Below are 13025 nucleotides of genomic sequence, written 5' to 3' on the forward strand. Positions count from 1 at the left end.
GAGGCCGATCAGGGAGTGGGCACTGCCATGAGGAGGGCATCGACGATCTGGGCGCTCGTGATGTTCTCGGCGGCGGCTTCGAAGTTGAGTTGGATGCGGTGGGCCAGCACTCTGTGGGCGAGGTCCTTGATGTCTTCGGGGATGACGTAGTTGCGGCCGCGGATCATCGCCAGTGCCCGGCCGGCGTTCGTGAACGCGATGGAGGCACGCGGGCTGGCTCCGTATTCGATGAACGGGGCGAAGCGGCCGAGGTACTTCGTCGTATTGCGGGTGGCGTGAACGAGTTCGACGAGGTAGCGGGTGATGGCCGGATCGATGTAGACGGTGCGGGCGTAGCTCTGCATGGTCACGACATCGTCGAGCGAGCAGGCCGGATCGGGAACCGAGTCCTTGTCGAAGACCCCGGAGTCGAGGCGGGAGAGGATCTCGACCTCTTCGCCGGGGTTCGGGTGGGTGAGCAGGTCCTTGATCATGAACCGGTCGAGCTGGGCTTCGGGCAGCTGGTAGGTGCCCTCCTGCTCGATCGGGTTCTGCGTGGCCATGACGAGGAAGGGGCGGGGGAGGTCGAAGCGTTTGCCGCCGATCGTCGTCTGCTTCTCCTGCATGGCCTCGAGCATCGCCGACTGGGTCTTCGCCGACGACCGGTTGATCTCATCGAGGAGGACGATGTTCGCATGCACGGGACCGAGCACGGTGTTGAACGACCCCTCGTGTGCGTTGTAGATCTGCGAACCGATGATGTCGGCCGGCAGCAGATCCGGGGTGCACTGGATGCGGGAGAACTTGCCGTCCACAGCATTGGCCAGAGCAGCGGCCGCCGTGGTCTTCGCCAGCCCCGGCACGCTCTCCAGCAGCAGGTGACCGCTGGAGAGAAGTCCGATGAGCAGGGATTCGCGCAGGCGCTGCTGCCCGACGACGAAATGGTCGAGGTAGGACTCCAGAGCCTTGAGGATCGCCTGTGCGTGCGCGATCTCCTGCGTGTTCGCCGGTGCCATTGTCGTCATGGTCCCTCAGTCTTTCGGTGTCACTGGTGCATCGATGCCACGTGTCTTTCGGTGTCACTGTGGTCGTTCAGCCACGCCGTCTGATGCGTTTCTGTGGTCTCCAGCATATTGGCTGGCACTGACACGCAACAGCCGGGAACGTTGCAGTGCTGACACACAGAGCAGCGCCGTGTCCGACGTGCCTCCGTCCGTCACCTGCCATTCACAGTGCGGCCATCTCGTGTCAGGACCGGGCTGTAGCGTCGATGGAACCGACGGACGGATGTGAGGAGGTGCTGTGATGATCGCCTCCGCGCCGACGTGGTCGGTGCCGCACGAAGGAGTTCGGAATCGTCGGTCGTGGACTCCGCGACATGCCCACAGGCAAAAATTTTTCCTGTGGAAAGCGGTGGAAAACGGAGGTGGAGAACGGGTCGAAAATCGGTCCTGAAGCCGCCGATCCCAGCGTCCGCGCAGGTGATCGAACTACATGATTGTCGTTCACAGCCTGTGGACGATTGTGGACGGTGATGACACAGGGTGTGGAACCTGCAAATGACACTGGTGTAACACTGGATATAGGGGTAAGGTCTAACCCGAACACAACATCTAGTGGTCACCCCTGAGTCTGCGCCTCGTGATATTCATCATGATCGAGCAGTTGACGGGACACGGTCACAGCCATCAGAATGCCGAACTGCACAGCAGAATGAAGGAGTCGTCATGATCACCGTGTACACCAAGCCAGCTTGCGTCCAGTGCAACGCCACCTACCGTGCTCTCGACGCCAAGGGCCTGAAGTACAAGTCGGTGGATCTCAGCGTCGACGAGAACGCCCTCGACGTCGTCAAGGCCATGGGCTACATGCAGGCTCCCGTCGTCGTCACCGACAACGATCACTGGTCGGGCTTCCGTCCGGACAAGATCGCCACCCTGACCGGCGAACAGTCTGCGTCCGTCGTGGCCTGACAATGCTGCTGGTCTACTTCTCCGCCAACTCCGAGTACACGCACCGCTTCGTCGCGAAGCTGCGTCACCCGGCAGTGCGGTTGCCGACGTTGACCAAGGAGCCGACGCTGCGAGTGGATGAGCCATTCGTTCTCGTCACCCCCACCTATGGGGCCGGTCGCAATCGTGGGGCTGTTCCCAAACAAGTCATCAAGTTCCTCAATGTCGAAGAGAACCGGCGCTATCTGGTCGGTGTCATCGGCGCCGGAAACACGAACTTCGGCATGGACTACTGCCGCGCGGCCTTCAAGGTCGCGGCAAAGTGTCAAGTACCCCTCATGTATCGAGTCGAACTCCTGGGCACTCAGGAAGATGTCGACGCTGTCAACCTAGGATTGGACAAACTGTGCGCGAGCTCGCTGAAGACCGCAATGTAGAGGACATCATCCGCGAAGAGACGGATCTGGATTACCACGCGCTCAACGCGATGCTGAACCTGTACGACGAGGACGGCAGGATCCAGTTCGAGCGTGACAAGCAGGCTGCCCGGCAGTACTTCCTGCAGCACGTCAACAACAACACCGTCTTCTTCCACAACCTCAAGGAGAAGCTCGACTACCTCGTCGAGAAGGACTACTACGAGCCCGAGGTTCTGGAGCAGTACTCGTTCGATTTCATCGAGCAGCTCTCGACGCGCGCCTACGATCAGAAGTTCCGCTTCCAGACCTTCCTCGGCGCGTTCAAGTTCTACACCTCCTACACGCTGAAGACCTTCGACGGAAAGCGCTATCTCGAACGCTTCGAGGACCGCGTCGTCATGGTCGCTCTCTTCCTGGCTCGCGGAGACGAGACTCTGGCCACCCAGCTCGTCGACGAGATCATCGCCGGCCGCTTCCAGCCGGCCACCCCGACGTTCCTCAACGCCGGCAAGAAGCAGCGCGGTGAGCTCGTCTCCTGCTTCCTGCTGCGCATCGAAGACAATATGGAGTCGATCGGTAGGTCCATCAACTCCGCTCTGCAGCTGTCCAAGCGCGGCGGCGGCGTGGCCTTCGCTCTGACGAACATCCGCGAGTCCGGTGCACCGATCAAGAAGATCGAGAACCAGTCTTCGGGCGTCATCCCCGTCATGAAGCTGCTCGAGGACTCGTTCTCCTACGCCAATCAGCTCGGAGCCCGCCAGGGTGCCGGTGCCGTGTACCTGCACGCCCACCATCCCGACATCTACAAGTTCCTCGACACCAAGCGCGAGAACGCCGATGAGAAGATCCGGATCAAGACCCTGTCCCTGGGCGTCGTGATCCCGGACATCACCTTCGAACTGGCCAAGCGCAACGAGGACATGTACCTCTTCAGCCCCTATGACGTCGAGCGCGTCTATGGTGTGCCCTTCTCCGACATCAACGTCACCGAGAAGTACACCGAGCTCGTCGACAACGCGGCGATCAAGAAGAAGAAGATCAACGCCCGCGAGTTCTTCCAGACTCTTGCCGAGATCCAGTTCGAGTCCGGCTACCCGTACGTGATGTTCGAGGACACCGTCAACAAGGCGAACCCGATCGACGGCAAGATCATCATGTCCAACCTGTGCTCGGAGATCCTCCAGGTCTCCGAACCGAGCAAGTATGACGACGATCTCGGCTATGACGTCGTCGGCAAGGACATCTCCTGCAACCTCGGTTCGCTCAACATCGCTCTGACGATGGACTCGAGCAACTTCGGGCAGACCATCGAGACCGCGATCCGCGGACTCACCGCGGTCGCCGAGACCTCGAACATCCAGTCCGTGCCTTCGATCGCCCGCGGCAACGACATGTCGCATGCCATCGGTCTGGGGCAGATGAACCTCCACGGCTACCTCGCTCGTGAGCACATCTACTACGGTTCCGATGAGGGCCTGGACTTCACGAACATGTACTTCTACACCGTCGCCTACCACTGTGTGCGGGCGTCGATGGAGATCGCGAAGGAGCGCGGTGAGACCTTCGCCGGCTTCGAGCGGTCGAAGTACGCCACCGGCGAATACTTCGACAAGTACACCGATGAGGTCTGGCAGCCGCGCACCGCTCGCGTGACCGAGCTGTTCTCTGAAGCAGGCGTGCACATTCCGACCCAGGACGACTGGCGCGAGCTCAAGGCTCAAGTGGCCGAGCACGGCATCTACAACCAGAATCTCCAGGCCGTGCCGCCGACCGGTTCGATCTCGTACATCAACAACTCGACCTCGTCGATCCACCCGGTGGCCTCGAAGATCGAAATCCGCAAGGAGGGCAAGGTCGGCCGCGTGTACTACCCGGCTCCCTTCATGGACAATGACAATCTCGAGTACTACCAGGATGCCTACGAGATCGGCTACGAGAAGATCATCGACACGTATGCCGAGGCCACGAAGCACGTGGACCAGGGGCTGTCGCTGACACTGTTCTTCATGGACACCGCCACCACTCGTGACATCAACAAGGCGCAGATCTACGCGTGGCGCAAGGGCATCAAGACCATCTACTACATCCGGCTCCGGCAGCTCGCTCTGCAGGGCACGGAAGTCGATGGCTGCGTCTCCTGCATGCTCTGATGATGGAATCGGCGGACCGATGTGAATCGGTCCGCCGGCCTCGTGCGGGCCCCAAGCCGCCGGCTGGGCCCGCACACATGACTTTCGTCTGCCGCGCAGACAGCACGTACTTACGACGAACAGCACTTTGGGAAGAGAGAAAGCGTTGGAGAATCTGACTCTGGCATCGCATGTCGATGCCATCAACTGGAACCGCGTCGTCGATCCGATCGATGACGAGGTCTGGGATCGCCTGACCGGCAACTTCTGGCTGCCGGAGAAGGTCCCGCTGAGCAACGACATCCAGTCCTGGGCGACTCTCACCGACGATGAGAAGACGCTGACGATGCGCGTCTTCACCGGTCTGACCCTGCTCGACACGATCCAGGGCACCGTCGGTGCGATCTCGCTCATCCCGGATGCGGTCACCCCGCACGAAGAGGCGGTGCTGACGAACATCGCGTTCATGGAGAGCGTGCACGCGAAGTCGTACTCTTCGATCTTCTCGACCCTGTGCTCGACGAAGGAGATCGACGAGGCCTTCCGCTGGTCGCGTGAGAACAAGTACCTGCAGTCGAAGGCCGATATCATCCTCAGCTACTACCGGGGTGACGATCCGCTCAAGCGCAAGGTCGCCTCGACGCTGCTCGAGTCCTTCCTCTTCTACTCCGGCTTCTACCTGCCCATGTATTGGTCGGCGCACGCCAAACTGACGAACACCGCTGACCTCATCCGTCTGATCATCCGCGATGAGGCCGTCCACGGCTACTACATCGGTTACAAGTACCAGAAGGGTCTGGAGTCGCAGTCCGAAGAGCGCAAACAGGAGCTCAAGGACTACACGATGAACCTCATGTTCGAACTCTACGAGAACGAGGTCGCCTACACCCACGATCTCTACGATCCCGTGGGACTGTCCGAGGACTGCAAGATGTTCCTCCACTACAACGCCAACAAGGCGCTGATGAACCTCGGTTACGAAGCGATGTTCCCCAAGGAAGTCACGAAGGTCAACCCGGCCATCCTCGCGGCTCTGTCGCCCGGCAGCGACGAGAACCACGACTTCTTCTCAGGTTCGGGATCGTCCTACGTCATCGGCAAGGCCGAGAACACGGAAGACGACGACTGGGACTTCTGAGTCCTCGCGCCACAGACGCGGATACGGCCCATCCGAGCACACTCGCTCGGACGGGCCGTTGGTCGTTGTCATAGGGGAGTGGTGCCGTGATCGATGCGACCGTGAATGAGAGACGCCCACCTGCTGCGTAAAACCCGGCAGCAAGTGGGCGTCTTCTCGATCAGTGAGGATCAGGCCGACCCTATTGGGCCGTGCTGATCCCTGCAGATCAGGGTGACCGAGGTTCGTATCAGGCGGCGGCCATCGGCGTGATCTCACGCAGCGACGTGCCAGTGAACAGCACAATACGGCCGGTCGCATCCTCGATCGTGATTTCACCAGGGGCCTGACGGCTGATCCGGGGATCGATCATTCCTGCGTGTGCGAGTCCGCGCTGGACCCACTGTGGGAACTCAGACATGGTTTCCTCCTTTCTTCAGTTGTGAATAGCAGGCAACGACGCGCGCTATTCTTCAGGTTCTCAATACGGCGATTGGGTGATCGCCATGGGGATCTGCGATTCGAAGAGACACAGTGTCCGGAACATTCATCTGCAAAGTCGAACCATGATCGGGGCCTACGACTTCAAAAACTTGTCGTCAGGAGCAACGCAACGATCGGTTCGATGAATGCGGACAACTTCGAACGCAAGGAACAATCATAACGCGTCCACGCTCGAGTTGTCCATTCGGCGTCAGAGATCGCGACTTGTGTTCGTGAATGCCTCCCCGACTACCGCGTCGACTCCATCGCCGGCACCTGCGCCGACTCCCACGCCGAGGCGGCCCTGGAACTCGGTTATCGTCGTCCCTGCATGCGTGCTCGCAGTCGCAACCACAGGACCACGGTGAGAACGAACAGTACGACTCCGCCGGCCAGGAGACCGAGCGCGAGTGGATTCTCCAGTGCCACACCGACGGACTGGGCCGCCATCGACGATTCCGACTCGTCTGAGTCCTGAGTTTTCACCGCTCCGCTGGAATCCGATCCGGCACCGCCGGCATCACTCGAGGTTCCGTTGGCGGTGGGATCCGCCTCGGCGGTGGCCTGTACCCCTACGGGAACGGTCTGCAGCGATTTCGGGTCCTTCTGGGCGAAATCCCATTCGAGCAGGTCCTTGGCGACCTGGCGAGAGTTATTGTCGATGCCGAGCATCGTCGCGACCACACGGTGCCCGTCACGCTCGGCCACGGCCACGTACGAGCCTTTCGCGGCCCGGGTGAACCCGTTCTTCAGGCCCAGCCCGCCGTCGACCTGGCCGACGATCTTCGTGTGGTTCTGGATCTCGTAGCCTTTGAATTTCTCTTTCGTCTGCGGGTTCTTCCCGCCCGGGAACTTGAACGTCTCCGTCCTGATGACCTTCATCAGGTAATCGTCCTCGCACACCGCCCACGCGAGCTTCATGAGGTCCTCAGCGGTCGTGTACTGGCCTTTCGCATCCAGCCCTGAAGTGTTCTTCGCCTGCGTGTTCGACATGCCCAGCTCCGCGGCCTTCTCATTCATCAGCTTCACTGCCTTGGCCTGCCCGCCTGCTGCGCGACCGAGAGCATTCGCCGCATCATTGGCGCTCGACATCAGCATCGCGTGGAAGAGCAGATCGATCGAGTACTTGTTCGTCTGCATGAGACCGACCTTCGTCCCGTCGACTTGCATGTCCTCGAACTCGGCGGTCACCTTCTTCTTCTTGTCATCGAACTCGTCGACGAGCGCCAGGGCCGTGAGCAGCTTGATCGTCGAAGCCGGAGCGTGGCGCTTCTCCACGTTCGTCGCCACATGCAGCTCGCCGGAGTCGAGGTCACCCACGAGCCAGGAGGCGCCCGTCGGCTTCGGCGGCTTGGCCCCATCGCCGAGGTCGTCGGGACTCACATAGGCCGGTGCCGTCGACTCCGCCGGTTGGGGCACCGCCTGCGCGGGAGCGGGGGAGTGGACGAGCTGAGCGGCGAGCACCAGAAGGGCGGCGGCCATGCCGATGACACTCAGGTGCAGAGTCCGTGGTGAGGAAGCAGTCGAGCCGGTGAAACGCATGCGCACCAGTCTACTTTCGCCCCCACCGGCTCATCCTCAGGATTCCCTCACTGGGACGAACCAGTACCGAGGCATCCCTACTGAGTCGTCCCCACCGTGGTGACACCTCGCTCCGATGCGTCTCCACCGAGGCGTCTCCGCCGGCAGAGGTGCCCTCCCTTCGGCTCGAGTGAGCTTTTGGTACAGATTCTTTCGGACTGCTCAGGTTCCTCACTGTGCATTTGAGAGAACTGTGTGCCGAAATCCGGCTGGAGCGCTGTCGAAGCAGCACCCCTCCCACCGAGGCGGCCGCTCCCGTGCAGTCGGGACAGACGAAAGCGGCCCCGCACCGTGTGGTGCGGGGCCGCTGCAGTCCGGATCAGGCTGACGCGATCAGAATGCGCGCTGCAGGATCGCCTGCTTCACCTCGGCGATGGCCTTGGTGATCTCGATGCCGCGAGGGCAGGCCTCGGTGCAGTTGAAGGTGGTGCGGCAGCGCCACACGCCTTCCTTGTCGTTGAGGACCTCGAGACGCATGTCTCCGCCTTCGTCACGTGAATCGAAGATGAAGCGGTGCGCGTTGACGATCGCGGCCGGACCGAAGTACTGGCCGTCGGTCCAGAACACGGGGCACGACGAGGTGCACGCAGCGCAGAGGATGCACTTCGTGGTGTCGTCGAAGGCCGCACGCTGTTCGGCCGACTGCAGGCGCTCACGCGTGGGCTCGTGTCCCGAGGTGACGAGGAACGGCATGACCTCGCGGTACGACTGGAAGAAGGGCTCCATATCGACGATCATGTCCTTCTCGAGTGGAAGGCCCTTGATCGCCTCGACGGTGATCGGCTTGGACGTGTCGAGGTCCTTGAGCAGAGTCTTGCAGGCCAGGCGGTTGCGGCCGTTGATGCGCATCGCATCGGAACCGCAGACGCCGTGAGCGCAGGAACGGCGGAAGGACAGCGAACCATCGATCTCCCACTTGATCTTGTGGAGAGCATCCAGCACACGGTCGGTGCCGTACATCGTGATGCTGTATTCCTCCCAGTGCGGCTCGGAATCGACCTCGGGGTCGAATCGAGCGATCCGGAAGGTGCAGTCGAAGGACGGGATGGACCCGCCTTCGCCTGACACGTGTGTCGGCAGGTCGATCTTCGACGCTGGCTCTGGGGTGGTATCGGTGCTCATCAGTACTTACGCTCCATCGGCTGGTAACGGGTGACGATGACGGGCTTCGTCTCAAGACGCATGCCCTTGATGCCGTCGGTCTCCGCTTCGGGATCGAGGTAGGTCATCGTGTGGTGCATGAAGTTCTCGTCGTCACGATCCGGGAAGTCCTCGCGGAAGTGTCCTCCACGCGATTCCTTGCGGTGGATGGCGGCGACAGAGATGACCTCGGCGAGCTCGAGCAGGAAGCCGAGCTCGACGGCCTCGAGCAGATCGAGGTTGTAGCGCTTGCCGCGGTCCTGGATGCCCACGTTGTTGTAGCGCTCACGCAGCTTGGCGATCTCGTCGAGTGCCTCACGCAGAGTCTCGTCGGTGCGGAACACCTGCACGTTGGCGTCCATGATGTCCTGCAGATCCTTGCGGATCGCCGCGATGCGTTCGGTGCCGTCCGAGGTGCGCATCTTCTCGAGCATCTCGACGACGTCGTTCGCCGGGTTCTCGGGCAGTTCGACGGACTCGGCGGTCTTCGCGTATTCCGCGGCGGCGATGCCGGCGCGCTTGCCGAAGACGTTGATGTCGAGCAGCGAGTTCGTGCCCAGACGGTTCGAACCGTGCACCGATACGCAGGCGCATTCACCGGCGGCATAGAGACCGGGGATGACGGTGTCGTTGTCGGCGAGCACTTCGGCTTCGATGTTCGTCGGGATGCCGCCCATCGCATAGTGCGCGGTCGGGAAGACCGGCACCGGTTCCGTGTAGGGCTCCACACCGAGGTAGGTGCGGGCGAACTCGGTGATGTCGGGCAGCTTCTCGTCGATGTGTGAGGGCTCGAGGTGGGTGAGGTCGAGCAGGACGTAGTCCTTGTTCGGTCCGCAGCCACGGCCTTCGCGCACTTCGTTGGCCATCGAACGGGCCACGATGTCACGCGGGGCGAGGTCTTTGATCGTCGGGGCGTAGCGCTCCATGAAGCGCTCACCTTCGGAGTTGCGGAGGATTCCGCCCTCACCGCGAGCCGCCTCGGACAACAGGATGCCCAGGCCGGCGAGGCCCGTCGGGTGGAACTGGAAGAACTCCATGTCCTCCAGCGGGATTCCGCGGTTGTAGGTCACGGCCATGCCGTCACCGGTCAGGGTGTGTGCGTTCGAGGTGGTCTTGAAGACCTTGCCGACACCGCCGGTGGCGAAGACGACCGACTTGGCCTGGAAGACGTGGATCTCGCCGGTTGCCAGTTCGTAGGACACGACGCCTGCGGGACGCTTGACCCCGTCGACCTCGGTCATGAGGAGGTCGAGGACGTAGAACTCGTTGTAGAACTCCACGCCGTGCTTGACGCACTGTTGGTACAGGGTCTGGAGGATCATGTGACCGGTGCGGTCGGCGGCGTAGCAGGAGCGGCGCACGGCGGACTTGCCGTGGTCGCGGGTGTGACCGCCGAAACGACGCTGGTCGATCTTGCCTTCGGGGGTGCGGTTGAACGGCAGCCCCATCTTCTCGAGATCGAGGACGGCGTCGATGGCTTCCTTGGCCATCACCTCGGCGGCGTCCTGGTCGACCAGGTAGTCACCGCCCTTGACGGTGTCGAAGGTGTGCCATTCCCAGTTGTCCTCTTCCACGTTCGCCAGTGCGGCGCACATTCCGCCCTGGGCGGCTCCGGTGTGCGAACGGGTTGGGTAGAGCTTGGTGAGAACGGCGGTGCGGGCACGCTGGCCCGACTCGATCGCCGCACGCATGCCGGCTCCGCCGGCACCGACGATGACGACGTCGTAATGATGTACCTGCATGTTTCTCCTTTAGGCCTTGCAGAACTCAGCCAGGACCGAGGGGTCCGCTCCGGCCGGGCAGGGATCGAACGTGAAGATGACGAGCGTGCCGAGCACGATGACGATGACCGAAGCGATGTAGAGGATCACCTGCAGGGACATGCGTGTGCCGGGCTTCTCGGAGTAGTCCATGATGATGGTGCGCAGACCGTTGGTGCCGTGCAGCATCGCCAGCCACAGCATGAGCAGATCCCAGATCTGCCAGAACGGGCTGGCCCACTTGCCTGCGACGAAGCCGAAGTCGATGGCCTGGACGCCGTCGCCGGCCCAGAGGTTCACGAACAGGTGGCCGAAGATGAGGATGACGAGCACGACGCCGGAGATGCGCATGAACAGCCATGCGAACATCTCGAACTTCGAACGCGTCGATTTGTGCCGGGAGTAGCCGGTCCGCGGAGCCGGAATGGATGTTGTGCTCATGTCAGCCTCCGAAGGTGTGCATCAGCTGGCGGGGAATGAAGGCGATCATGATGATGAGCCACACAACCATGACTCCCCAGAACAGCTTCTTCTGATTTTTCGGGCCACTCTTCGAGAAATCGACGAGAATGACGCGCAGACCGTTGAACGCATGGAATGCGATGGCGGCGACGAGCGCGATCTCACCGAATGCCATGACCGGTGTCTTATAGGTTCCGATCACTGCGTTGTAGGCCTCGGGCGAGACGCGGACGAGTGCAGTATCGAGCACGTGGACCAGAAGGAAGAAGAAGATTCCGACGCCTGTGACGCGATGCGCGACCCAGGACCACATTCCTTCGTTTCCTCGGTACAGAGTGCCCGTAGACGCTTTGGCCACGGAGCATCCTCCATCTTGAATATTCGGGTGTGTACGTCTAGAAACTACGCCGAAGACCGCTTCCGTGCCAGTCGAGACACAGCTGAGCGTCCCGGATCACACCGCAACCCTGGCAATTCCCTCAAAACTGGGATTTCGCGTCTCACGAAATTTCAATTACATCACAGTCGTGTGCTCTAAATTCTTGCGCTCCTGTCCTGACCTGGGCGGCCCAGGAACTCAGGCGCACCATCACCGAGGCGGCTCTGAGGTGGGGAGATCCCCACCGTATGCCTGGGGATCGGCTCATCCGACACGGCGGGCAACCTCGGGGAAGGTGTGCCCGAACTCTGAGACACTGAAATCGTGAACACGCACTTCCACGCCATCATCCCCGCCGGCGGATCCGGAACGCGCCTGTGGCCGCTGTCTCGCCGGGCGACGCCGAAGTTCCTCCACGATGTCCTCGGCCTCGGCCGCAGCCTCATCCAGGCCACCTGGGACCGGGTCGCGCCGATCGTCGGCGAAGACAGGGTCTGGGTGGTCACCGGTGAGAGTCACTTCGATCAGGTCGCCGAGCAGCTGCCGCATATCGCTCGCGCCCAGATCATCACCGAACCCTCCCCGAAGGACTCTGCCGCCGCCATCGGACTGGCGGCCATGATCATCGCCCGTGAGGACCCTGACGCCATCGTCGGTTCGTTCTCCGCCGACCATTCGATCACGAACGTCGACGAATTCCGTCTCGTCATCGACCAGGCCGTCGCTGCCGCGGAGACCGGTGACATCGTCACCATCGGCATCATGCCCCGCAACCCCGCCACCGCCTACGGTTATATCGAGACCGGTGAGCTGCTCGGGCTCGACGGGGCGCCCACGGCCAGGCGGGCGCTGGCATTCGCGGAGAAGCCGGAGGCGAGCACGGCTCGTCAGTATGTGAACTCCGGACGCTACCGCTGGAACGCGGGCATGTTCATCGCCAAGGCATCCTCCCTTCTCGACATCCTCGCCGAGGAGGACCCGCCGCTCTATTCGGGACTGGCCCGAATCGCTGAGGCCTGGGACACCCCTGACCACGACGAGGTCGTCAGTGCAGTGTGGCCCGGACTGGAGAAGCGAGCCATCGACTATGTGGTGGCCGAGCCCGCGGCCGCGGCCGGTCGTGTCATCGTCATCCCCGGCGACTTCGGCTGGGACGACGTCGGCGACTTCGACTCGGTGGCCCGACTGCGCCAGCCGGTTCCCGGGGAGCCGCGCGGAGTGATCTCGATCGGCGGGAACACCGACCTGCTCGAAGTCGATGCTTCGGGAGTCGTGTTCTCCGAAGGACCGAGGACGGTGGCGATCGTCGGACTCGAGGACCTCGTCGTCGTCGACACCGACGACGTCCTGCTCATCACCTCCCGTTCACACGCCCAGGATGTGAAGAAGGCAGTGTCCGTCGCCGGTGAGCGCGGACTCGACGAACTGCTCTGATCCTGACGCCCGCCTCCGGGGGCGGACGGATGCGAACCTGGCCGGGCACGGCAAGTGTGGACGGAGCTCAACCTGGTCGTGCGCGCCAGGGGTGGGCGGCTATGAAGGGGGCGGTCGCCTCGGCGAGGGCGGGAAGCAGGATGCGAAGTATGTCGAAATTGGTCGCAATGGGCACATTTATGACATCGAG

At 62.0% G+C, this 13025-nt stretch carries 12 protein-coding genes; 5 read left to right on the forward strand and 7 right to left on the reverse strand.

Annotation, left to right across the window (positions count from 1 at the left end):
- Positions 1 to 8: 8 nt before the first annotated feature.
- Positions 9 to 1004 (reverse strand): AAA family ATPase, encoded by a 996-nt coding sequence (locus D3I60_RS07255; protein WP_262775470.1) that lies wholly within the window; start codon positions 1002 to 1004, stop codon positions 9 to 11.
- Between the two features lie 702 nt (positions 1005 to 1706).
- Here D3I60_RS07255 and nrdH point away from each other — a divergent pair.
- The 4 genes from nrdH (at position 1707) to nrdF (ending at position 5617) form a co-directional block, all read left to right on the forward strand.
- Positions 1707 to 1952 carry a glutaredoxin-like protein NrdH gene (gene nrdH / locus D3I60_RS07260; protein ID WP_025778731.1) on the forward strand — a complete coding sequence of 82 codons (246 nt, stop codon included), beginning with the start codon at positions 1707 to 1709 and terminating at the stop codon, positions 1950 to 1952.
- Between the two features lie 2 nt (positions 1953 to 1954).
- Positions 1955 to 2368: a class Ib ribonucleoside-diphosphate reductase assembly flavoprotein NrdI gene (gene nrdI, locus D3I60_RS07265; RefSeq protein ID WP_262775471.1), complete on the forward strand. Its 414-nt coding sequence runs from the start codon at positions 1955 to 1957 to the stop codon at positions 2366 to 2368.
- A gap of 5 nt (positions 2369 to 2373) precedes the next feature.
- Entirely contained in the window at positions 2374 to 4500 is a 2127-nt protein-coding gene (gene nrdE, locus D3I60_RS07270) for a class 1b ribonucleoside-diphosphate reductase subunit alpha (protein ID WP_259357927.1), read from the forward strand.
- 145 nt (positions 4501 to 4645) lie between these two features.
- Positions 4646 to 5617: a class 1b ribonucleoside-diphosphate reductase subunit beta gene (nrdF, locus tag D3I60_RS07275; protein ID WP_139908554.1), complete on the forward strand. Its 972-nt coding sequence runs from the start codon at positions 4646 to 4648 to the stop codon at positions 5615 to 5617.
- A 229-nt stretch (positions 5618 to 5846) separates the two neighbouring features.
- On the opposite strand, the gene D3I60_RS07280 is transcribed toward nrdF, so the two are convergent.
- The 6 genes from D3I60_RS07280 to sdhC form a co-directional block, all read right to left on the reverse strand.
- Positions 5847 to 6017 carry a hypothetical protein gene (locus D3I60_RS07280; protein WP_262775472.1) on the reverse strand — a complete coding sequence of 57 codons (171 nt, stop codon included), beginning with the start codon at positions 6015 to 6017 and terminating at the stop codon, positions 5847 to 5849.
- Positions 6018 to 6394: 377 nt separating this feature from the next.
- Complete coding sequence (locus D3I60_RS07285; RefSeq protein WP_262775473.1) at positions 6395 to 7621, reverse strand: D-alanyl-D-alanine carboxypeptidase family protein; 1227 nt, start codon at positions 7619 to 7621, stop codon at positions 6395 to 6397.
- A 372-nt stretch (positions 7622 to 7993) separates the two neighbouring features.
- A complete protein-coding gene (locus D3I60_RS07290; protein WP_101546859.1) occupies positions 7994 to 8782 on the reverse strand; it encodes a succinate dehydrogenase iron-sulfur subunit in 789 nt (262 codons plus the stop codon).
- The gene (sdhA, locus tag D3I60_RS07295) at positions 8782 to 10542 is read right to left on the reverse strand and encodes a succinate dehydrogenase flavoprotein subunit (RefSeq protein WP_262775474.1); all 1761 of its coding nucleotides are present in this window, start codon (positions 10540 to 10542) and stop codon (positions 8782 to 8784) included. Before sdhA ends, D3I60_RS07290 begins: the two co-directional genes overlap by 1 nt.
- 9 nt (positions 10543 to 10551) lie before the next feature.
- On the reverse strand, positions 10552 to 11001 hold the full coding sequence (locus D3I60_RS07300) for a succinate dehydrogenase hydrophobic membrane anchor subunit (RefSeq protein WP_025778711.1): 450 nt from the start codon (positions 10999 to 11001) through the stop codon (positions 10552 to 10554).
- A gap of 1 nt (position 11002) precedes the next feature.
- Positions 11003 to 11380 carry a succinate dehydrogenase, cytochrome b556 subunit gene (gene sdhC, locus D3I60_RS07305; protein WP_081770431.1) on the reverse strand — a complete coding sequence of 126 codons (378 nt, stop codon included), beginning with the start codon at positions 11378 to 11380 and terminating at the stop codon, positions 11003 to 11005.
- Between the two features lie 345 nt (positions 11381 to 11725).
- On the opposite strand from sdhC, the gene D3I60_RS07310 reads away from it, so the two are divergent.
- The gene (locus tag D3I60_RS07310; RefSeq protein WP_262775475.1) at positions 11726 to 12835 is read left to right on the forward strand and encodes a mannose-1-phosphate guanylyltransferase; all 1110 of its coding nucleotides are present in this window, start codon (positions 11726 to 11728) and stop codon (positions 12833 to 12835) included.
- The last annotated feature ends 190 nt before the right edge of the window (positions 12836 to 13025 follow it).

The organism is Brevibacterium permense (assembly GCF_025506275.1).
GTDB classification, from domain to species: domain Bacteria; phylum Actinomycetota; class Actinomycetes; order Actinomycetales; family Brevibacteriaceae; genus Brevibacterium; species Brevibacterium permense_A.

Excerpts from the sequence above, each read along its gene's own strand:
- D3I60_RS07255 (WP_262775470.1), bottom strand. The coding sequence starts at position 1,004 with ATGACGACAATGGCACCGGCGAACACGCAGGAGATCGCGCACGCACAG.
- nrdH (WP_025778731.1), top strand. The coding sequence starts at position 1,707 with ATGATCACCGTGTACACCAAGCCAGCTTGCGTCCAGTGCAACGCCACC.
- nrdI (WP_262775471.1), top strand. The coding sequence starts at position 1,955 with ATGCTGCTGGTCTACTTCTCCGCCAACTCCGAGTACACGCACCGCTTC.
- D3I60_RS07280 (WP_262775472.1), bottom strand. The coding sequence starts at position 6,017 with ATGTCTGAGTTCCCACAGTGGGTCCAGCGCGGACTCGCACACGCAGGA.
- D3I60_RS07285 (WP_262775473.1), bottom strand. The coding sequence starts at position 7,621 with ATGCGTTTCACCGGCTCGACTGCTTCCTCACCACGGACTCTGCACCTG.
- D3I60_RS07290 (WP_101546859.1), bottom strand. The coding sequence starts at position 8,782 with ATGAGCACCGATACCACCCCAGAGCCAGCGTCGAAGATCGACCTGCCG.
- sdhA (WP_262775474.1), bottom strand. The coding sequence starts at position 10,542 with ATGCAGGTACATCATTACGACGTCGTCATCGTCGGTGCCGGCGGAGCC.
- D3I60_RS07300 (WP_025778711.1), bottom strand. The coding sequence starts at position 11,001 with ATGAGCACAACATCCATTCCGGCTCCGCGGACCGGCTACTCCCGGCAC.